This window comes from Bacillus sp. CPT56D-587-MTF, from assembly GCF_058792335.1.
In genome coordinates this window covers 2,070,307-2,091,217 of record NZ_JBYTEF010000001.1, presented here as the reverse complement: position 1 = coordinate 2,091,217, position 20,911 = coordinate 2,070,307, and the positions used below count along the sequence as shown (strand labels likewise).

Here is a 20,911-nt window from a genome sequence, read left to right as displayed (position 1 = left end):
TTAGGAAAAGAACGATGCCTTCGTTCGATCTATGTACTTATCAATGGAGTATTTTGTTGAGTTCCAATATGTAATATTGCATATTTTGTACTTTTAATTTTTGCACATGCGATAATTTATTTATAAAAATATAATTATTAATAAGGGTGATTTATATGAGCAAGTTCCGAAAGAAAATGATTAAATATTTGCAAACATTTTGGGGATGCTTAGCATTTGGTGTATTAATGTTTGCTATCTTCTTAATTACGGATTTAACAGATGCATCTTTAAATACATTAGGCTGGAGAGACTGGTTAGGTTCTGTAGCAGGCGCAACCATTTTATCTGTTGGAATATTTACTTTAAATAAATTGAATTTAAAATAAATATTCGGTCAATACTGTATGTAGGCTGTATGCCAACATTCATTTAAAGTAGTCTTCTCTGTATCTCCTTGTATTGAGCAGTTAGCTTTTGCTAGCTGCTCTTTTATTTTGTTCCGGTTCTTGCCTCTTAAAGAACTCTTTATCTACTTTTCCCCAATAAGTACACATATCTATTCCCCTTTGCTACAAAATGAAATTTTTATTTTGTTTTACGCGTCGCTTCTTCAATCAGCCAAGATACAATATTAAAATCATTAGCTTCACCCTTTAAAGATGTTCCGTTCCAAAAGCATTCTTTCATCACTTCAAGTAATTTTTCAACAGCTTCAATTCATCTCATATTCATTTTCCCTTTCTCCCAAATAACTATTTTGTTTTATTAATTAACTGATTAATAAAACAAACACCTTTATTAAACATTCCATGTTTCTTCACCCCTTGAATATTTTTCAAATAAAAATACATACTACTTTCAAGCTGCCGTGTCCATGGCTAATACCTCTTTCTTTTGATGTATATTTTTTAAGAAATCGAAAATAATACCAACAAGCTGTTTGAACTAGCAGCTTCACTCTTCTCGCAATGGGGATGCAAATTATCACAATTAGCTAACTCATTGAACTCACTGGCAGACAACCAAAATCGTTGTCTGCTTTTTGTATGAGATTTTTCGTTTTACATATACTACTTTTGAACCTGCAGACCAATACGAGCCATTTTGGTACTTGGGATTTCCCTTCCGGGGATAAGTATTTTTTACTTATCCCTTTTTTGTATAGACACGTATATTTAGGGTAAAACTAATTACAAGCAGATTTTCTGTTTATGCGTAGTTCTAAACAAGATTACTTTTTCTCCTATTAAAGGACGGCAGGTACGACTGCTAGTCCTTTTTTCTTATTTCGCATATTATCACTACATTACCTTCATCGTCGTCGTAAGCAATTTCCCCATAAGGATGGCAGTGGTGCTTCTCGAGTTCCTCATCGATAAAAACTAACAAATTAGTTTTCCAGTTTCCAACGATCGTACACCAATACGAGTTTAATCCTTCATAAACTTCTCTTGTTCTATTTCGATAATTGCGGAATGTATAATGAAAATACTCGCTCGCTTCAATACCTTTTCTTTTAACCAAAGTGTTCTGCTGAATGACAGTAATACCCTTGCTCTACTGGTTTTGAACTATAAAATTCCCTTTATAAATTTCAAATACGGTGAATGAAATTTTCCCTTGCCATCATCCTTGTTGTATTCAAACAAAAAAAAGAGCCACAATATTTTGCGACTCTTTTACAATTATAACCATTTAACGACCACGTCTTTGCTGACCTTGCTTTGTACTACCTTTTTTATTACTTGGCTTATTAAATGATCGGTTATTTTCATTTCTAGAACTATTTCTCGAACTATTTCTTGAATCACTTCTTGAGCTATTTCTCGAATCACGTCTTGAATCACTTCTTGAACCTTCGCGGCTATCTCTTTGACGATTTTGACCTGATTTCTTCGGAGCCGGCTTTGGTACCGGTTTTCCATTTTCATCTACACGTTTTATCTTCGGTTGTTCGATTATTTCTCTTTGTATTGGTGCACCAAGCGTTTTTTCAATTTCTTCTAAATGTTTTTCATCTTTCGCTGCAACGAACGTAATTGCAAGACCTGATCCACCTGCACGTCCTGTTCGGCCAATGCGATGAATGTAACTTTCTACATCTTCAGGGATATCATAGTTAAATACGTGCGTTACACCATCTACATCAAGTCCACGAGCTGCTACATCCGTTGCGATTAAGTACTGAATTTTAGCTTCGCGGAAACTCTTCATAACTCTTTCACGTTTCGCTTGAGGTATATCACCATGAAGTTCAGCACAATTATAACCTAGTCCTTTTAAATTATCATAAAGCTTACTTGCTCTAACCTTTGTACGACAGAAAATAACAGCTAAAAATGGCTGATCACGATCCATAACAAAACGAAGTGCATCTGGCTTTGCACGGTCTGTCGTCTCAATGACACGCTGCTCAATTGTATCAACCGTTACTTCTTCACTTTGTACTTGAATCATTTGCGGTTCATCCATATAACGCTTCGCCAATTTTTTAATATCTTTTGGCATCGTTGCTGAGAATAACATCGTTTGTTTACTACCTGGTGTCTCATCTAAAATGTCTTCAATATCATATAAGAAACCAAAATAAAGCATTTGATCCGCTTCATCTAGTACAATCGTTGAAAGATTACTTAAATCAATTGTTTCACGTCGTATATGATCTAATAATCGTCCTGGTGTTGCAACAACAATATGTGTATTACCTTTTAATTTTCTCAATTGTTGTGCTACATCTTGCCCACCATAAATCGCTAGTACATTAATATCTTCTCTTTGAACAAGCATTTTTTTAATTTCAGTTGTAATTTGCAGAGCTAGTTCCCTTGTTGGTGCAACAATTAAAGCCTGAACATCACTAGACTCTGGATCGATTTTTTCTAAAATCGGTAACACGAATGCTAACGTTTTACCCGTTCCTGTTTTCGCCTGCCCAATAATATCTTTACCTGACAGAATAACTGGAATTGCCTTCTCTTGAATTGGTGTTGCTTCTGTAATTCCATTTTCACGTAATGTATGATTAAAAGTTTCACTAATTCCTAATTCTAAAAAGTTTTTCAAATAGACCACTTCTTTTCCTTATTTTTCACATTAGCTTTCATTGTACCATTTGTTTCGCCAAATATGAAAAATAAAAAAATTCTTATCTTCTTTTTTTATATTCATCCTGTACTAGATGAACAAATTCTTTTTGCTTTTTCTCAGATTTTATTAATGTTTCCATGTTAGTAGAAGACAAAATGAACTTCTTAATTTTTCTATTACTCCAAATTAAACTTGTATACTTCGGATCTTCATGTAGATTTCGAAACCACTCTAATTCACTTAATTTTGCGATATGGTGTTTCAATTTCATGTCATTTCGAGGATAAAATAAAATGATATCTGCTATTACATCAAATAACGAACCCATTTTCTCCCCCCTATACCCTTGCTCAAATTATATATATTCTTCTTTACATATATATTTCAATTTTACCGAAATATAATGTTACTGATTTGGTTGAAATCGCAAAATATATGAACTAAAAAACCGATCTTTTCGATTTAGGAAAGACCGGTTTTCATTAATTTATACAGTAAGCTTTCCTCCATGATAGCAATAATACTGTGCTGCTTTAAAACTTTTAATCCTATTTAAAGACTGTTTCGCTTTTTCTATATCCAAACAAAAATTCGGATTAGCTATTACTAACTCACGATTCTCTTGAACAGCCGCATCTCCCGTAATTACACAGTCTAAATTCGGAAAATATAATGAAATATGCCCCGAAGTATGTCCTGGCGTTGCCACTACTTGACATTCATTATTCAAAATCATTTGACCATCATGTACTTTTTCATCGACGGAAATATGTTTTATATTTTTTAACTGTTGTATAAACCATTTGCCAAATTCTTTTTCTTCATTGGGCATACGTTCTAACATTTCTTCAGCTTGAACTAACCTCTCTGATTTTATATCACCATTAATATAGTTAGATTCAATTTCACTAGCAATAACATTAATATTTGGATATTTCACTTTAAAATCATATACAGCCCCTATATGATCGTCATCATAATGGGTAATAATTATATTCTTTAAGTTTTTCATCTCATATCCATGTTTTAATATTGCATTTTCAATTAAAGGTAAAAAACTTGGATATCCTGTATCAACTAACGTTAATTCATTATGTACTATAATTAAACTTGGATAAACACATTGTTTTTGCCCGTTAAATTCGAATTCAATTGGTAGTTCTATTATTTTCATTTTTCTTCCCCCATACCGCTTATAAAATGCATAATAATAACTAAATGATCCACATACATCTTACAATATATATACTATTTAGCGGAACACTGTGAATCGTTGCATAATCCACATTATATTATTTTGAACAGGTATTCCCCTATTTTTATGGAAATATATAATTAAGAAAAACAATAAAATTGATTAATCTCTCACTTCTTTGTCCATCCTTTTAAAAAATCTATGTTTTTGTAAAAGGAGTGTTTATATGGAGAAACAGACACTTTGGAAAAAGTTCAAAAAAAGCTCTGTAAACCTCGGTAAATCCAGCGTATATGAAAGTATTATTTTATTCTATACAATGAAAAAGAAAGAATTACCTAATAAAGCGAAATTCATAATATTAGCCGCTTTATCTTATTACGTATTAACAATTGATTTCATTCCAGATATAGCTGCTATTATTGGGATCGGCTTATTAGATGATGTTTTAGCAATCGCTGTAGCGCATAAATACGTGATGAGACACGTAGATGCTGAAATTCGAGAGAAGAGCAAAGTAAAGATGGAGTCATTATTTACTTCAGCACAAGCATAATGAAACTATCTAGTCATTTACCTACCTTTTTACTTTCAAATAAAGCTAACTGTAATTAATGATAGTTCCACCTCACTGAATATTACCCTTCACCATGAGAGCATAGCAGAATAAATTCCTAAACAAAAACTTTTCTCTTAGCTCTCAAACCGTAAACAAATAGGGAATCAGCACTTGTTCCTAAGTTCTGACTCCCTTTTATTTATTCTTATATCTATCTGTTATACAGTTTCATGCGTTCCCTTATATAAAACTGCTATTGCCGCTACTATAAGAATCATACCCATAAAAGCAGGTGCGGCATGACCAAGTGATACATAGATTTGTCCTCCAAGAATAGGACCAATCATTCTTGCTAAAGCTTGAATAGATTGGCTTCCACCTTGAATCCTTCCTTGTTCACTAGAACTGACAGACTTTGAAAGCATCCCGTTGAATGAAGGTCCGAAAATTGAATCCCCAAAACCATACATCAGCATCCCAGCGATAAGTAGTGGATAGAGTGAAAACAAAGCTGATGCCGCAATAAAACTGTATCCTATAATCTCCGAAACCATCCCAAGAATTGCTATTTGTTTATCACTAAGCTTGATCAAAAGCTTTGGCATGATAAAACTTTGTGAAACAATGTCTTGAAAGCCCAAAATTGAAAACATAAGTCCGATTAATACAGGTTTCCAACTGAAAGTATCCATTGTAAATTGCGTGAAAATTGCTTGTAAAGATCCGTTAGGTATCCAAAGTAAAAACGCTGAGACAAGTAACCACTTTAAATTTTTCATGGAAAGTATGTTTGCTAGCTGTACAAAAGGATTTAACCTTACAAACGTAATCTCTTTCAACCTATTATTTTTTTCAAGGCTCTCAGGCATATATTTGATCCCATATACAACATTTATTAACGTTATGATTGCACCAAAATATATAGGTACAGTATCACCAAACTTGGCAAGTATCCCCCCAATGGTTGGGCCAATGATAGTTCCCGCACCTACAACTGCACTCACCCATCCAAAATATTTCGTTCTCTGTTCTTTTGGAATGATGTCTGCAAAATATGCGAAGATAGTACTTATGCTCCCGCCTGTTATTCCTTCTATTATGCGTCCAGCAAATAGTACCCATAAAGCTCCTCCTATTCCAAAAACTAAGTACCCAATTGCAGAACCAAATAAGCATATTAAAAGTAATGGACGACGGCCATACTTATCGCTTAAAGCTCCGAGTACTGGTGCAGCTAAAAACACGCAGGCCGCATATACGGAAGTTAGTAGTGTAACAACCAATGCTTGTTCTTCCGGATTACTTGTATATGGCTGTACTAAGAATGGGACTACAGGCATGATGATACTGAAACCTATACCACAAAGAAATACAGAAATAAGTCCGAATAGTAAAGCATGTTTATCTATGCTTTTTTCAGTTCCCCTTTCATTTTTCGATCTAAATATAGACATTTAACTTCTCTCCTAAAAATTTTGTTGATTAGTCAATAAAAATAAAATAATAAAAAAGCAGCCTATTCTCATTAGAGTAAGGCTGCCCGTAAAAGCCCGATTGGTGAGGGCTGATAATCAGTGGAGATGAAGCCCCCACTGATTAAAGTTTCACTTTATTATTAAAATATATTACGATTTAATATGTATACCTTGTTTCTTTATTTCTGCATCCAAATGTCTACTATACTTTTCCACAAAGCTAATTATACTGTTGAATTCTTCTTCAGTCACTTGTTCAAATACAGCTTTATCTCGCTCTTGAAACTCTTTATGCAAATTTTCATGGATTTTATAAATTTCTTTCCCTTGTTCGGTAAGCCTAAAATAAATTTCTTTCTTATTTTCTGACTTTTGGTAGCTTTCAACAAGGCCTTTTTGTATGAGCTTCTTAGTCATTCTACTTATAGCACCGCGAGTCACATAAAAAGCCTCTGCGAGTTGTGTCACGTTAGAATCTGCATTGTTTTCAATATATTCAATGCAGTGGACTTCAGAAGACTTAAAACCTTTAAGACCCTCTTCCATCTTATCTTTATTAAGCCAAACCAGCTTATTATATAATTCCCTGAAACCGTTCATGACCTGTTCTTCTTTATTCATGCCCTGCCCTCCTCACCGCTCATTAGCACATTAAAACTATTATATTAAATTTCTGCTTACGTTTCGACAATATTGAAATAATTATTATAACATTAAAGATATGTGTAAAAATAGGCGCTTAAATAAAATAATTTTTAAACAGCAAATTTTGCAAGTTTATTTCTACTTACAGTAAACGGTAGACAAAAAGTAAGAGCTAAAATCATTTCTCTTAGCTCTTCTTTCATAAAACTATTTCACTTCATTAGCGACAAAAAAGTGCTCACATACACTTGATATGCGCTGTAAGTCCACGTTCCCACCAGATATAACAGCCACTACTTTTTTCCCTTTTATATAACTATCAACTTTTCCTGCAAGAAGTGCAGCAGTTGCTAATGCACCTGCACCTTCTACAACAGCTTTCCCACGTTGTAATAAATCTTTCATCGCTACTTCCAGCTCTTTTTCTGATACAGTTACAATATCATCTACTAATTCTTTTACAATTTCAAATGTTAATTCACCTGGTATTTTAACTGCGCAACCATCTGCAATAGTAGGCGCCTCATAGTGTTCTACGATTGCTCCTTTATCGTAAGATGCCTTCATTCCATGAACATTATCTGCTTGGACACCAATTATATTAATGGATGGATTAAAAGATTTCAATGCTACAGAAATACCAGAAATAATTCCGCCTCCACCTATTGGTACAATGACAGTATCTACATCCCACATATCATCAAGAATGTCTAATCCAATTGTACCTTGACCAGCCATTACCTCTACATCATCATATGGATGTAAGTATGTTTCACCTGTTTCCCTTATAATTTCTTCACATTTTACCTTTGCATCATCAAAGGTTTCACCATGTAAAATCACTTCAGATCCATATCCTTTTGTTGCTTCAACTTTTGCCTGAGGTGCAGAAATTGGCATAACAATTTTACTCTTAATACCGAGTAAATGAGCAGATAATGCAACTCCTTGTGCATGATTACCTGCTGAACATGCAATTACACCTCTTTCTTTTTCTTGATCCGTGAGCCGCGACATTTTATTAAATGCGCCACGAAATTTAAAAGAACCCGTTAATTGCATATTTTCTAACTTCAAATGAATTTCTCCACCCGTTTTACTAGTTAAGTAAAAAGATTTTACTAATGGCGTTTTACGAGCATTTCTATCTAGAATTTTGTGAGCTTTTTTAATATCGTCTATATGTAATGGTAGTTTTCTAGTTATCATACTGACACCTCTTCCAATGTTCTATTCCTAAGTTTTCGTAAGTCGTAGCTCCTTTATACGAAAAGAAAAAGTCTTTATATATGTACCCCACTCTGAAATAAACACATTTGCAAACAATTTAACATCCTCTTCATATCGCGTTCTTTATAATGATTTAAACATGCAATTTGGATCCAATTATTCTTTTGTAAATAAGATGACTCATAATGAACGATGTATCCTTGTAATGCTAATGTATCGCCTACTACTTTAGAAGAATAATCTTCGCTCAATACAATAGTAAGTATAATTGGCGCGGCATGTTCTTTAGGTGAAACAAGCTTTAAACCCATATCAGTAATAACTTCTTCAACATAATCATATGTCTCTTTAATTTTTACAAATGTCTTTTCATCTTCAAATCTCTTCAACGCTTCTTGCAATGCATAAATTAAATTCCATGATTGTGAGTATGGAATACTTTCATTTTCTTCATACATGCCAATGTCCATATAGGCCGGCACAGCCTCGTTTATTTTTACAATGTGGTTATGAAAAACGAAAGAAATTCCTGTATATGATTTAATCGCTTTACCGCTAACACCACTTGCAAAATACACATCCTTCAAGTCTAATGGTATCGCTCCAATTGAGCTTATGCAATCTACACACAGTTTCATTTGATTCTCGTTACAAAGAGTATTTAGCTCGTTTAAATCGTTTAACATTCCAGTAGATGTTTCATGATGAACAAACCAAATCCATTCATAATTTCCAGTTGTCATAATTTCTTCTAATTCGGTATAAATAAATGGATCTCCCATTTCCTTTTTATACGTATCAAAATGTAACCGTGCTCGTTTTGCATGTCCAACTAATCTATTACCAAATTCCCCATTTGTTAATACTAGTCCTTTCCCTTTTAAAGAACGTAACTGTAAAGCAATCGCATCATTTGCTAACGTCCCTGTTCCTAACATAAGCTGTACATGTTTTGCTTTTGTCATGTGAAGTAACCGTTTTTTCACATTGTCCATCATCACTTGAAATGACTTAGAGCGATGGGAAATAGGTCGCGTAGAAAATGCCTTTCGAACGTTCTCTTCAATATCTACTGGACCAGGTAAAAACGTATATTCTTTCGTCATAATCCCCCCAACACTCGACTCTTCAAACATAGCAGGGGTAACATACATTGGCTGGAAGGCTGCTTCTTCTGTACCAACTAACGTATGGAAAGATTTGAATCCCATTTGCTCATATAAAGCTAGTTCACGTGTTGTTGCAGAAATGAGTGCTAATTCATATCCATTTAGAAGCAAATAACGATGTAGAAAACGAATTAATCCTAACAACGCTCTTCCATTTCTATATTCACGTTCTACTGAAAGTAAACGAATTTCATACACTTTTTCTCCATGCTCTTGCAAATAAATATCTAAATTTGAAATTTTATAATCTAACGAGAATGGTCGTTTTCCCCGCACTGCGACCATACCTACTAATCTATCCTCATCTAAACAAATTAAATATGTATTTTCTTTATGAAACCGATCTATACGAAACCGTTCTTTCGTTTCTTCATGTTGTGGTATCTCTTCTACAAAAGTTTTATAATTCAATTTATGTATACTTTCAAATTCCCAATCTTGATCAGCAACTTTATAAATTAACCCCATGCCTTATCTCCTTTATCTATTTAATAAAAAATGATAAGTGGAGATTATCCCCACTTATTAAACATTCATTTTATTCTCGATTTACATATAGAATGAGTACAATAATTATTCCACTTAATATAGTGGTAACAATAGAATAAGAATAAAGAATCATACAAATTGGTAAACAAGCAATCGTAATTAGTCCTGGCTTCGTAAACCCTTTAAATATTAAATAAAATACAATAAAAATGCCTAAGAGGGTAAGCGCTATCAAATAATCAAATGCGATTAGTCCTCCTATAAATGTTGAAATACCTTTACCGCCCTTGCCTTTAAATAAAACTGGATAAATATGTCCAATAATAACGGCCAATAATGTTAACATTACGAATGTAGGATCTTCAAAAAGGTATTTTGCTACAGCAACAACGATTGCCCCTTTAATTGCATCCCCTAAAAATGTAGCGATGAAATACCCTTTTCCATATACGCGCCCCATATTTCTTGCGCCAGGATTTCCGCTTCCTTCATCCCTAATATCAACGTTATGTCTCAATTTTGTTACTATATAAGCGGTCAATATGTTTCCAATTAAATAAGAAGCCACCAAATATAAAAACTGCATACTATTAATCATGTAATCATTCACTTTCTACATGGGAATACATATACAATATTCAATTACTACGTATATTGTACGTTTTTAACATACATCCCTTTATACATTTTAACATCATATTTTTACAAATCATACAAAAATTCTCATACCTATTTTTAAAAATATATATCCCTCATTAAATAATATGTTCCTTTCACTGCCATTTCTGCTTGTGATACGAATGTAATTTCTTTCATACTTTCTTCACACCATTTCTTAAATACAGCAAATATTTCAGGAACTAAACGCAATATACTGCCACTTACTGCAATTGGCGTTGAGTGCTTAAAGTTCAACTTGTTATAAACATTTACTGTAATCCTTGCTAATTCCTTTCCAGCTTGCATCATAATTTCATGCGCATCATCATTGCCATCTCTCGCTTCCTGAATAACTAATGGGGCGATTGCTGCAATTTTATCTTTAGAAGAAGTATATACTAAGCTTTTTATATGAGACGGTGTCAAAAGTTGAAACTGCCTTTGAATATTCAAACTCAATGGACAAAGACTGATTCCTTGATCGAACTGAATTGCCATTTTCTTTAAAGCTTGTAATGCAATCCAATATCCGCTCCCCTCATCTCCTAAAATATGTCCCCATCCACCGCTATACTGATATACTGCTCCTTTTTTTCCTATACAAATTGCACCTGTACCACCTATAGTTAATATTCCATCCTTACCTTTTAAAGCAGCTGCATGTGCGATCATTGCATCATTAAAAATTTCAATTTTTGTTCCGTATTTCTTTTTTAAACGTAATGTTAATTCATTTGTATTCGCTCCGCTTATACCAGCTAATCCTAAACAAACACAAACACAATGCCCATTTATTAAACTCTTCTGGCATTGATTAATTGCTTCCATAATATGCACAAGAGCTTCTTCAAAATCTATTAATATGTTTCCAAAACCACTGGTAGCTCTTACAAGTTCATTTCCGTCTTTATCAAATGCAATTGCCTCGGTCTTCGTTCCCCCGCCATCTACTCCAATCATATACTTCATATATGTTCGCCTCATTTTCATCTGCGTATGGAGGGAATGTTATATTCCCTAAAATTACGGAATTCTTAGCACCTGTTGCGCTCGGCACATTACTCGGATTACGATGATACGTTTCGTTTGCTAAAATAGCAAATGCAATTGCTTCTTTCGCTGCTGAAGAATGACCAATATCTTCTTGTATACATATGCTACATTTCTCTTCTCTTAATCCATTCCGTAACATTTCAACAAGTGTGTTATTATAACTTCCACCACCACCTAAAATCACCTCATCAATTTCATAATACGGCAAAATAAACGCCTTATAATGATGAACAATTGAACATGCTGTAAACATCGTGACAGTTGCCAATATATTTTCTTTACTATGCTTTTTAAATCGATTCAATAATTCAGTCACAAACGCTTCTCCAAACTGTTCTCTACCTGTTGATTTTGGTGGTTTCATGTTCAAAAATGGATGGTTCATACAGTATGTTAAAATTTCATCTACAACTACCCCCTGCTTTGCAATCCAACCATTTTGATCATATGGTACATGAAATAATCTTTGACATACTTCATCGATTACCATGTTGCCTGGTCCAGTATCGAAAGCAATAACACTCTCTTTACTTCGTTTACTTGGAACCACTGTAACATTACTAATCCCACCAATATTTTGTAGTAGTCTATTTTTAGTTTGATGCCGATATAAAATAATCTCTGAATATGGTACAAGTGGTGCACCTTGTCCCCCTGCCGCCATGTCCATCGTTCGGAAATTCGAGATAACCGTCGTGTTCGTTTCATATGCTATTACTGCTGGTTCCCCAATTTGCAATGTTGAAGAAATAATATTCCCTTCTTGCTTTGGCTGATGATAAATCGTTTGTCCGTGAGAGCCTATTAAATCTAATTGTCTCAAAGGAAAATTGGCCTCTTTACAAACTTCCTTTACAGCATTGGCGAAGCATAAACCAAGTTTAAAATTTAAACTACATATAAGTTGGACATTCGAAGTTTCAATTGATAACGCTTGTTGGATCTCATTTTTCATATCATTACAAAATGGAACAGTAGTAAAATGGATGAGTTCGATTTTAGAATCTACACCACTTCCTTCTATATGAACGAGCGCTACATCTATTCCATCTAATGAAGTACCAGACATTACCCCTGCAATATACATAACGTGCATGACCTCCTATTTACTAAAAAACAATCATGTAAGTAACGAACGTACAACCAATCGAAAACAATATAAATCTAAAAAACAACTGAGCTTTCGATGCAAACGATCCATCAATGAAAGAAACAACTACCGTAAGCAAAACGCTTGCCGCAATACTTGTAACAAGCCAGATACTATGCATTTGTGATAGATTTAGCATGCCTAATAAAGGGACAAAAAGTAAATTTGCACAAATCACTCCAAATAATAATAAAAATACGCCTTTATAACTAAATTTTATATTCATTCTATTTCCCCCTTTCTAGTTTTAATGTGAAAGAAGTGATAGACAAAAAGTCTATCACTCAAAATAACAGCGTGCAGATTAAGGATTAACAGATTCCCCGTCACCATTTTTTTCAATTTCAAGCATATTTTTGTCGTACATTTTAAAGAATGGTAAATAAATAAGGAACGATATTGCTATATTTATAAAAACTAATACAACCGCACGCCAATCTCCTCCTGTTGCTAAATATGCACCAATTGGAGCAGGTAATGTCCATGGCGGCATAATATGCGTTGGTGTTACAAATCCCATCGCAGTTGCTGAATATGCAACAGTTGCTGTTACAAGTGGTGTAATGATAAAGGGGATAATTAAAATTGGATTTAGTACAATCGGTAATCCGAATATGACTGGTTCATTAATATTAAAAATACCCGGAACAATACAAGTTCTTGACAATGCTTTCGAATATTTCGATCGACCAAATACAATCATAGCTAATACAAGCCCTAACGTCGCACCAGAACCGCCAATCCATATAAACCATTGATATAACGGCTCTGGTGAAATAAATGGCAACTGATCTGCTCCACTAGCAACTGCTTCACCATTTTTCCCTAGGTATACTTCCCATAATGGCCGAGCAACAGTTCCAACAACCGACACACCATGGATTCCGAATGACCAAAAAAACGTAATTAAAAACACTGGAATCATTACACCGAAGTAACTATCCCCAGCTTTTACTAATGGTGCTGCTAATTTATCAACAACATGGTGTAAATCAATGCTAAAAACGACAGTTACTAGACTCATTATAATAATAACGAATGCTGCAGGTATAAGTGCTTCAAATGAACGCGATACAGATGGCGGTACTTGTTCTGGCATTTTAATCATTACATTTTTCTTCTTACAAAATCTTAAAATCTCTACGGATAAAATAGAAACAATCATCGTCACAAATAATCCATGACCTCCGAGATTTGTCATCGGAAGCATGAATCCTTTTTTATCAATTAACTCAGGCGTTAATGTTAAAAGTAGTGAACATACCGCGAGCTGTGCTCCTGATAAAGCATCTAATTTATAACTTTTCGCTAAATTATATCCTATTCCAAATGCGATATATAAAGACATAATAAACATGGTTAAACGATATGGTATCAATATACTTGTTTGATTCTTTAATGCCCAAACTGATATGAAACTATCTTTCGGCAGTGGTGGAAATGCTACTATTAAAAAGAAGCTTCCTACTATAATAAATGGTAACGCCGAAATAACTCCATCACGGATTGCTTGTAAATGTCTCTGCTTAGAAAGCCTTGCCATCGGTCCAGATAAGTTTTTATCAAGAAACGTGACAAACTTATTCATAACGTTTCCCCCTAACTGATTAATTCATTTACAGTTTTTAATAAAGTCGGGCCACCAAGCGGTGTGTATGCTTGCGGCGGTATGATGCCACACGGAATAGATTCCTCCTCTGCAAATTTTTTTACAGAGTCAAATCGGTGTCTTATTTGAGGTGCTACCATTACGACATCCCAGCCATTCTTTACTTCTTCCTCTACCTCATTCGTTCCAATTGCATGCACTTCCATGTTCACACCATTTTTCTCCGCTTCTTTTTTTAAAGCGTTTACAACAATTGCGCTGGACATTCCTCCAGAACAGACGAACAAAACTTTCATTTATTAATCCTCCTATACTTATAATTTATTACTCTTCAAATGAAAGGAAGTTTCACTTTACTAACAAGCATATGAAGTAGTAAATGAATTTAGTTATAATGAAAGTAAATTTCATTAAAAATATTTTTCCTATTAAATTAATGTTTCAATATGCAATTTTCTCTATTGCAAAGTCAACCTCGCCTCATATATTATTTTAAATAATCATATGATAGGGAGGCGTATAAATGATCGTTAAACGTTTATTAATGATATGTTGTATCGTTATCTTGTTCATCCCTTTCTCTTTCATTCCCCCTCACTTTACTTATGCTGAAGTAAATACTACGTACAAAAAACATGAATTACGTGCTGTATGGATCGCATCAGTTCTGAATATTGATTGACCCTCAAAAACTGGCTTACCTATTGAAAAACAGAAGCAAGAATTTATCAGATTATTAGACGATGTAAAAAGCACTGGTATGAATGCAGTTGTTGTACAAATTAAACCAACCGCTGATGCTTTCTATCCTTCAAATTACGGTCCTTGGTCTGAATACATTACAGGAACACAAGGAAAAGATCCTGGTTATGACCCGCTCGCATTTATGATTGAAGAAACTCATAAAAGAAATATAGAATTCCACGCTTGGATTAACCCATACCGAATAACGATGAATCACACCGATATAAATCGATTATCAAATAATCACCCTGCAAGGCAACATCCCGATTGGGTTGTCACTTATGGCGGAAAGTTATATTACAATCCCGGTATTCCGGAAGTGAAAAAATTTATAACAGAAGGCGCTTTAGAAATCGTACAAAATTACGATATTGATGCGCTGCATATGGATGATTATTTTTACCCATATAAAGTAGCCGGTGAAGAATTTCCAGATCAGAAAACGTACGAAACATATAATAATGGTAGATTTACAAATATAGAAGATTGGCGACGTAACAATGTAAATGAACTTGTAAAAGATTTAAATACTGCTATAAAACAAGAAAAATCATATGTAAAGTTTGGCATTAGTCCGTTCGGCGTATGGCGAAATATAGCTGACGATCCCACTGGCTCTAACACAACCGCAGGCCAAAGAAACTATGATGACCTTTATGCTGACACACGTGAGTGGATACAAAAAGGATATATTGACTACATTACACCGCAAATATATTGGAATATAGGTTTCACCCCAGCTGCATATGACATATTAATAGATTGGTGGGTTAAAAAGAAACAAATAACAAACCGCTTCACCTATACATCGGTCAAGCGGCCTATAAAATTAATAATAACTCCGTCCCTGCTTGGTCTGATCCAGAAGAATATCCAAAACAAATTGCATTAAACCGGCTATATCCTGATATAAAAGGTAGTATGCATTTTAGCTTAAAAGATATTAATAACAATCCACTCGGAGTTAAAGATAGCCTTTCAAAAAACATATATAAACATCCTGCATTAATCCCGCCTATGCCTTGGCTTGATCATGATCCACCAAAACAACCGACTTTAAAAGGCGCCATTCCAAGAGATGAAGGTATTGCAATTGGTATCATTGACAATAGAGATAATGATTCTGCTTATTACGCTATTTACCGCGTGAATGGGAAAAATGAAGTGGATATACAAAATCCCAAAAATTTACTTACTACTGTAAGAAAAACAAAGCTTGGAGAAATTTATGTAGATAAAACCGCTATTTCCGGAGAAACGTATACCTATGTCGTAACTGCAGTTGATCGATTGCATAATGAAAGTGTGGCTTCTAGTAAATCTACTATTCAAGCAAAATAAAAGTAAGAGCCCCCATTTTTTTGAATGCGGGCTCTTACTTTTATTTTCGTAGTTCACTATATTGAATATGAATTCTATTCTCAGGGTTTTTATCTACTGTGTAAAGTACAAATAAGAAGAACCATTCTAGTGGCTTCATTAAAATATAAACAAAATCAGCCGACCATTTCGTATTAATATGTTTACTAATCGGATAACCGTATTTATCATAAAAATTACGAATAACTTTATGACATTTTGGTACCCGCTCCTAAATTACATTTTCAAAAGCGTTCGCAATTAATAACTGTCGATTAACTGTAATTCTTTCCCCATGCCTAATTCCTGCTCGTAATGGCTTAACGATGTTTTTATGGCCTTTCACAGAAACTGTACATAAATAATGCCCATCCCCGGAGACAATTTGAGGACTTGGGGCAGGAATCTTAGAATAATTAAAACTACTTGTTTCCATAAACACTCTTATAAAACTATCTGGTTTTTGGCCAAACAGTATTAAAATGAATTGAATAATTAACAAGACAGGAAATAAACTTATCATCCAGACTGTAGCCATTTTTTGATATCCAAAAGAAATACGATACAGCAATAATATAATTCTGTTGCTCTGCGTATAATCTTTCTCATTCTGAGATTGTATGAAATAATCTAATGTATTTCTTAATTTAGCTATGAATAATAGACTAAATGCAAGCATCCCAACTTGAATACAAAAGACTGGAATGTATCTCAATCCTCCGAGTTCCGTATAAAAGGCAAAGCCTGTATGGGTAATATAGATGAATGTATATACAATGTTTACTATCATTAAAGTACTATAAAAAATATAAAATATTGGTGAAAGTTTTGTTAGGCCTTTCGTTAATCTCCAATACGAAACCGCACCTAAAATAACTAAGAGAACTACTATAGCAATGTGGTCATGTGCTAAAGAAGCATATTGATCAGACATCATTCCGTTCTTTTCAAATTTATGTAATGGTATTCCTCCTCTTACATCATTTGCATTCCACATAATGCCTAAACCAAATATAAAATAACTCAAACATATTGATAATATTTCCTGTGGCTCGAACTTTAGTATACTTGAGGAATTTTCCTTCTTCGATTGGAAACTATCCCAAGCTTTACTAATGGGATAGCCCAGAAATAAAAATAAAATTACAAATAGGATGACTAACTCAAATAACACAATACCATACCCCTTTTATAATAATTATTTACACAAAGTACAAAAAACCACTCTATATTTTACCATTTATTTACGTTTGCATATACAATTTTACAAAAGATTAAACACTCTCAATTTACAAAAAAAACGCCTAAAAGCTGAAACATTCAACTTTTAGGCGATCTCTTCTATTTATTCTTAAATTTCTCAGTCGCTGCTCTCATCTTCACATTTAAATCGTGATCAATTGAGTCGCGAATATCTCGCTCTACTACTTCCATTTCTTTTTGGAAATTTTCCAAGTAGATTTTCAATTCTTCTTCCTTCTCTGGTCTTTGTGAAGGTGGTAATTGTACTACCAACGATAACATGGCCGTTAAATCTTTCATTAAGAACGTTTCAAGTTTATGTTGTTGTTCAAACATGCGTTGCTCTTGATAGTACGGAAGTGCATTTAATACTGAAATTGTAATATCATCAACCGTTCTTTGTAATGAAGGATTTATTGAGCGTTTATACGCTTGAATTGTATTTAATGCGTCTGGATAACGGTCATAAAAATACAATTTGTAAAATGATAAGTCTGTCGGTTTTACAGTTTGCTGCGCTTCTTGTCTTAAGAAATCTTTCACTTTCATCGCAGCCACATCAATATCTTCATTCGTAAGCTTTTTCGTAGTTTTTGCCATTACATGCACTTTTTTCTGCTTTTCTTTCGGTAACATCGAGAAGACTTGCTCTCTCGTACGTTGACCTGATGCACAAAATAGAGTATTTAATGTATTTTGTTCTTTCTTTCCTTCGGTGCGAATCCAGCGATAAAACAGTGGATGTTGTGTAAATTCTTGTAGAAACGGTATTGATTTGTTTGATATCTTATCTAAAGAATCTTGCGCTCTTTTATATGGCTTCGTCCATGAAAAATACAGTTTCCGCCCGAAGTATACGACTAAAACAACGACAGTAAATGCTATTAAAAGCAATGTACCGAGTAGTAATAGTACTGTTTGAATGAAACTCATTTGTTCACCTCCTAATAATCCGTTATTTCCTTGGACGCTGAATGAGTTTCTGCTTCATCTCATCATTAAATGTGTCTAGTTCAATAACGAACTTCTTGCTTGACTCAATAATACGTTCTGACGATTTTTCAGATGCTTCAATTGCAGCGAACACATTTTGGAATGATTCACGTAATTTATCCATGCTAATAGCAGGGTTTTCAAGCAATTTCGTCGTTTCTTCTGTATTTTGTTTTAACGCTTGAGAATTACTTAATACCATCGATTCAATTGCTTCATTCGTCGCATTTACGGCATCAATTGTTTTCCGTTGATTCGTTAATGCAAGCTGAATAGCAGCTGAAACTGTTACAACGTTTTGTGTCATCGTAATCGCATTACGTATTGCCTCTGTTAATTTTTCATTATTTTTCTTAATGATGTCTACAGAAGCTATAGATTGTAATAATACACTTTTCGCTTGCTGCATATTACGTGTACGTACAAGTATCTTTTCTAATGCATCGTTAATTAACGGAATATCCCTTTGACGCTCTGGATTTTGTTTCTCAGCTTCAAGCATGCCAGCAAGCTTTTTCCCTAAGTATACTTGTTTATCAAGCGCATGAATTTTATCGTGCGATTGTTCTTTTAACATTTCAAGACCAACTGTATCCTCTTGTAAGTTATCACGGCCAATTAGAAGGGATCTAATAATTTCCTCGATTTGTTTATCTATAGATTGATATTTATGCACGTATGTTTCAAGTGGATTTTTCTTGAATACTTTAAACATTATTTTCTTCATACCACTTGCTTTAAGTGAATTGGGATCAAGCTCTGATACCACTTTTCGTAATTCTAACAATGTATTTGGAATTTCTTCATTTTTCCCATTCATCATCGCTGTTACAGGGCGTTTTAAAGCTGATAACGTTTGTCCTGCTGCTTGTTGCTCTTTATCCCCTAAATCTCCTAGCTGAGATAATACTTTTGATAAATCTGTATTTTGCTCGCTATTTAACTTTTGTACATAAAGATCAGCTTCTTTATTTAGTTCCTCTAATTCTTCATCTTTTATAACTGTATCAACCACTACTTCTACATTATTATCTTTCACAATGGATACAGGTTCTTTTTTCTCGAGTTCAGTCAACAAAATCGCTCCTTTATTTATATGTGCGAATTTATATGCACTATATTTCATCAATTATATCGTATTTCATACACATTCTGATTGCTTGAAATCGATTTTTTTAGAAATGTCTGTTTATGCAGTCATTCCCTGTTTCTTACTATAAGTATACCTGTAATCAACATAATTTTCCTCAGACTTAAGACCTAGAGAACTACATGCTGAAGGCGGATTCTTCATATATTTCCTAAATAATTTACGTTCTTTTAATCGTGCTACACTCAATCTTTTGACATTCACCCGTTTTCAATGTGATAATTCTATTACACTCACTTCTATTTATTTTTGCGAGCTACAAATGCTCCCTTTTGAAACGCTAATAACACTGTTTCAAACGTATCATCTTCTTCAATCATTTTTATAAACTCATCTAATTCACTTGCATGAGAAGTTGCATTATCAACAACAAGAAAACCTTTTGGTTGTAACATACGTTTTATATGCTCAAACCACCACATGTATTGCGTGCGCTCTGAATCTAGGAAAATAAAATCAAATGAATGATCTAATTGGGAATCTAAAAATGCCCCTGCTTCTTGATTATGAATATCAATTCTTTGTAACAGGTTTGCCTTTTCAAAATTGATAAGTGCCTCTCCAACTCGTTCTGAAGAAAGCTCTACAGTTGTTACATTTCCATTTGTTTCTTCTACCGCATTAGCCAACCACAATGTAGAATAACCATTAGAAGTTCCAATTTCTAAGATATTTTTTGCATTACACCCTTTTACTAAAATTGATAAAAATTGCCCCATCTCACGAGAAACATTCCGTAATTTTTCTTCCCTTGTTTTTTTATTTCGATCATGCTCTTCTCCATATTGTTCAAGTTGTAATAATAATGAATCTACTGTATCCATTCTTTTCATCGCCTTTCCAAGCAATATGATGAAAAAGCTCTTGCTGCCCGTCTACTTTTTATTATATGCGAAACAAAAACCTTTTTCCTGTTATATGACAAAGATTTATAATTTTTTATAGCATATTGTTTCGTTTTTTGGTAAAGTTAATTTCTACGTGCAATTATTCCATTCATATTATTTCATATAAAAATTGCAGTTATTAAATTATATAAACCCCATTTAAATGAATCGGTATTTCAAATTCAATTAAGCGCCCTTTTCGGACGCATTTTCTTTGTTTATATATTTCCAGA

General features: G+C 33.8%; 17 protein-coding genes and 3 pseudogenes. 3 read left to right on the top strand and 17 right to left on the bottom strand.

Annotation, left to right across the window (positions count from 1 at the left end; translation table 11 throughout):
* Nucleotides 1–155 precede the first annotated feature (155 nt).
* A complete protein-coding gene (locus AC3WVZ_RS10815) occupies nt 156–368 on the top strand; it encodes a hypothetical protein (RefSeq protein WP_000033157.1) in 213 nt (70 codons plus the stop codon).
* Between the two features lie 1,309 nt (nt 369–1,677).
* Here the strand turns inward: AC3WVZ_RS10815 and AC3WVZ_RS10810 are convergent.
* The 3 genes from AC3WVZ_RS10810 to AC3WVZ_RS10800 form a co-directional block, all read right to left on the bottom strand.
* Complete coding sequence (locus AC3WVZ_RS10810; RefSeq protein ID WP_065212736.1) at nt 1,678–3,054, bottom strand: DEAD/DEAH box helicase; 1,377 nt, start codon at nt 3,052–3,054, stop codon at nt 1,678–1,680.
* A gap of 73 nt (nt 3,055–3,127) precedes the next feature.
* Nucleotides 3,128–3,397, bottom strand: a complete 270-nt coding sequence (locus AC3WVZ_RS10805) for a hypothetical protein (RefSeq protein WP_000535037.1) — start codon at nt 3,395–3,397, stop codon at nt 3,128–3,130.
* 159 nt (nt 3,398–3,556) lie between these two features.
* Complete coding sequence (locus tag AC3WVZ_RS10800; RefSeq protein ID WP_063219929.1) at nt 3,557–4,243, bottom strand: MBL fold metallo-hydrolase; 687 nt, start codon at nt 4,241–4,243, stop codon at nt 3,557–3,559.
* Between the two features lie 247 nt (nt 4,244–4,490).
* Here AC3WVZ_RS10800 and AC3WVZ_RS10795 point away from each other — a divergent pair, with 247 nt between their 5' ends.
* Entirely contained in the window at nt 4,491–4,820 is a 330-nt protein-coding gene (locus AC3WVZ_RS10795) for a YkvA family protein (RefSeq protein ID WP_025688168.1), read from the top strand.
* A 221-nt stretch (nt 4,821–5,041) separates the two neighbouring features.
* Here AC3WVZ_RS10795 and AC3WVZ_RS10790 read toward each other — a convergent pair whose 3' ends face one another.
* The 10 genes and pseudogenes from AC3WVZ_RS10790 to AC3WVZ_RS10745 form a co-directional block, all read right to left on the bottom strand.
* Nucleotides 5,042–6,277, bottom strand: a complete 1,236-nt coding sequence (locus AC3WVZ_RS10790; protein ID WP_063219928.1) for an MFS transporter — start codon at nt 6,275–6,277, stop codon at nt 5,042–5,044.
* 171 nt (nt 6,278–6,448) lie between these two features.
* Nucleotides 6,449–6,919 (bottom strand): MarR family transcriptional regulator, encoded by a 471-nt coding sequence (locus AC3WVZ_RS10785; protein WP_001030904.1) that lies wholly within the window; start codon nt 6,917–6,919, stop codon nt 6,449–6,451.
* Between the two features lie 231 nt (nt 6,920–7,150).
* Nucleotides 7,151–8,152 carry a bifunctional threonine ammonia-lyase/L-serine ammonia-lyase TdcB gene (gene tdcB / locus AC3WVZ_RS10780; RefSeq protein ID WP_000632959.1) on the bottom strand — a complete coding sequence of 334 codons (1,002 nt, stop codon included), beginning with the start codon at nt 8,150–8,152 and terminating at the stop codon, nt 7,151–7,153.
* 74 nt (nt 8,153–8,226) lie between these two features.
* Entirely contained in the window at nt 8,227–9,810 is a 1,584-nt protein-coding gene (locus tag AC3WVZ_RS10775; protein WP_063219927.1) for an aminotransferase class V-fold PLP-dependent enzyme, read from the bottom strand.
* 70 nt (nt 9,811–9,880) lie between these two features.
* The gene (plsY, locus tag AC3WVZ_RS10770) at nt 9,881–10,429 is read right to left on the bottom strand and encodes a glycerol-3-phosphate 1-O-acyltransferase PlsY (RefSeq protein WP_000610870.1); all 549 of its coding nucleotides are present in this window, start codon (nt 10,427–10,429) and stop codon (nt 9,881–9,883) included.
* Nucleotides 10,430–10,566: 137 nt separating this feature from the next.
* Complete coding sequence (locus AC3WVZ_RS10765) at nt 10,567–11,460, bottom strand: BadF/BadG/BcrA/BcrD ATPase family protein (RefSeq protein ID WP_233936357.1); 894 nt, start codon at nt 11,458–11,460, stop codon at nt 10,567–10,569.
* Nucleotide 11,461: 1 nt separating this feature from the next.
* Nucleotides 11,462–12,631: pseudogene (gene anmK / locus AC3WVZ_RS10760) on the bottom strand (anhydro-N-acetylmuramic acid kinase AnmK); the annotation flags it as partial.
* A gap of 22 nt (nt 12,632–12,653) precedes the next feature.
* The gene (locus AC3WVZ_RS10755; protein WP_001021963.1) at nt 12,654–12,920 is read right to left on the bottom strand and encodes a hypothetical protein; all 267 of its coding nucleotides are present in this window, start codon (nt 12,918–12,920) and stop codon (nt 12,654–12,656) included.
* Nucleotides 12,921–12,998: 78 nt separating this feature from the next.
* On the bottom strand, nt 12,999–14,282 hold the full coding sequence (locus tag AC3WVZ_RS10750) for a PTS sugar transporter subunit IIC (RefSeq protein WP_233936356.1): 1,284 nt from the start codon (nt 14,280–14,282) through the stop codon (nt 12,999–13,001).
* A gap of 11 nt (nt 14,283–14,293) precedes the next feature.
* A complete protein-coding gene (locus AC3WVZ_RS10745; protein WP_000865907.1) occupies nt 14,294–14,599 on the bottom strand; it encodes a PTS sugar transporter subunit IIB in 306 nt (101 codons plus the stop codon).
* Nucleotides 14,600–14,826: 227 nt separating this feature from the next.
* Between AC3WVZ_RS10745 and AC3WVZ_RS10740 the strand changes: the two are divergent.
* A pseudogene (locus tag AC3WVZ_RS10740) lies at nt 14,827–16,388 on the top strand (glycoside hydrolase family 10-like protein).
* Nucleotides 16,389–16,428: 40 nt separating this feature from the next.
* On the opposite strand, the pseudogene AC3WVZ_RS10735 reads toward AC3WVZ_RS10740, so the two are convergent.
* The 4 genes and pseudogenes from AC3WVZ_RS10735 to AC3WVZ_RS10720 all read right to left on the bottom strand — a co-directional run bounded on the left by AC3WVZ_RS10735 (nt 16,429) and on the right by AC3WVZ_RS10720 (nt 20,624).
* Nucleotides 16,429–17,580, bottom strand: a pseudogene (locus AC3WVZ_RS10735) (DUF6688 domain-containing protein).
* Between the two features lie 167 nt (nt 17,581–17,747).
* The gene (locus AC3WVZ_RS10730) at nt 17,748–18,581 is read right to left on the bottom strand and encodes a DUF3974 domain-containing protein (RefSeq protein ID WP_000008371.1); all 834 of its coding nucleotides are present in this window, start codon (nt 18,579–18,581) and stop codon (nt 17,748–17,750) included.
* A gap of 22 nt (nt 18,582–18,603) precedes the next feature.
* Nucleotides 18,604–19,716, bottom strand: coding sequence for a toxic anion resistance protein (locus AC3WVZ_RS10725; RefSeq protein WP_000137407.1), 1,113 nt, complete (start codon nt 19,714–19,716; stop codon nt 18,604–18,606).
* Between the two features lie 314 nt (nt 19,717–20,030).
* A complete protein-coding gene (locus tag AC3WVZ_RS10720) occupies nt 20,031–20,624 on the bottom strand; it encodes an O-methyltransferase (RefSeq protein WP_002164547.1) in 594 nt (197 codons plus the stop codon).
* Between the last annotated feature and the right edge of the window lie 287 nt (nt 20,625–20,911).

Coding starts and splice junctions, on each gene's coding strand:
- AC3WVZ_RS10795 (WP_025688168.1), top strand. CDS start 4,491: ATGGAGAAACAGACACTTTGGAAAAAGTTCAAAAAAAGCTCTGTAAAC.
- AC3WVZ_RS10815 (WP_000033157.1), top strand. CDS start 156: ATGAGCAAGTTCCGAAAGAAAATGATTAAATATTTGCAAACATTTTGG.
- plsY (WP_000610870.1), bottom strand. CDS start 10,429: ATGATTAATAGTATGCAGTTTTTATATTTGGTGGCTTCTTATTTAATT.
- AC3WVZ_RS10765 (WP_233936357.1), bottom strand. CDS start 11,460: ATGAAGTATATGATTGGAGTAGATGGCGGGGGAACGAAGACCGAGGCA.
- AC3WVZ_RS10755 (WP_001021963.1), bottom strand. CDS start 12,920: ATGAATATAAAATTTAGTTATAAAGGCGTATTTTTATTATTATTTGGA.
- tdcB (WP_000632959.1), bottom strand. CDS start 8,152: ATGATAACTAGAAAACTACCATTACATATAGACGATATTAAAAAAGCT.
- AC3WVZ_RS10730 (WP_000008371.1), bottom strand. CDS start 18,581: ATGAGTTTCATTCAAACAGTACTATTACTACTCGGTACATTGCTTTTA.
- AC3WVZ_RS10785 (WP_001030904.1), bottom strand. CDS start 6,919: ATGAATAAAGAAGAACAGGTCATGAACGGTTTCAGGGAATTATATAAT.
- AC3WVZ_RS10790 (WP_063219928.1), bottom strand. CDS start 6,277: ATGTCTATATTTAGATCGAAAAATGAAAGGGGAACTGAAAAAAGCATA.
- AC3WVZ_RS10750 (WP_233936356.1), bottom strand. CDS start 14,282: ATGAATAAGTTTGTCACGTTTCTTGATAAAAACTTATCTGGACCGATG.
- AC3WVZ_RS10720 (WP_002164547.1), bottom strand. CDS start 20,624: ATGAAAAGAATGGATACAGTAGATTCATTATTATTACAACTTGAACAA.
- AC3WVZ_RS10805 (WP_000535037.1), bottom strand. CDS start 3,397: ATGGGTTCGTTATTTGATGTAATAGCAGATATCATTTTATTTTATCCT.
- AC3WVZ_RS10800 (WP_063219929.1), bottom strand. CDS start 4,243: ATGAAAATAATAGAACTACCAATTGAATTCGAATTTAACGGGCAAAAA.
- AC3WVZ_RS10775 (WP_063219927.1), bottom strand. CDS start 9,810: ATGGGGTTAATTTATAAAGTTGCTGATCAAGATTGGGAATTTGAAAGT.
- AC3WVZ_RS10745 (WP_000865907.1), bottom strand. CDS start 14,599: ATGAAAGTTTTGTTCGTCTGTTCTGGAGGAATGTCCAGCGCAATTGTT.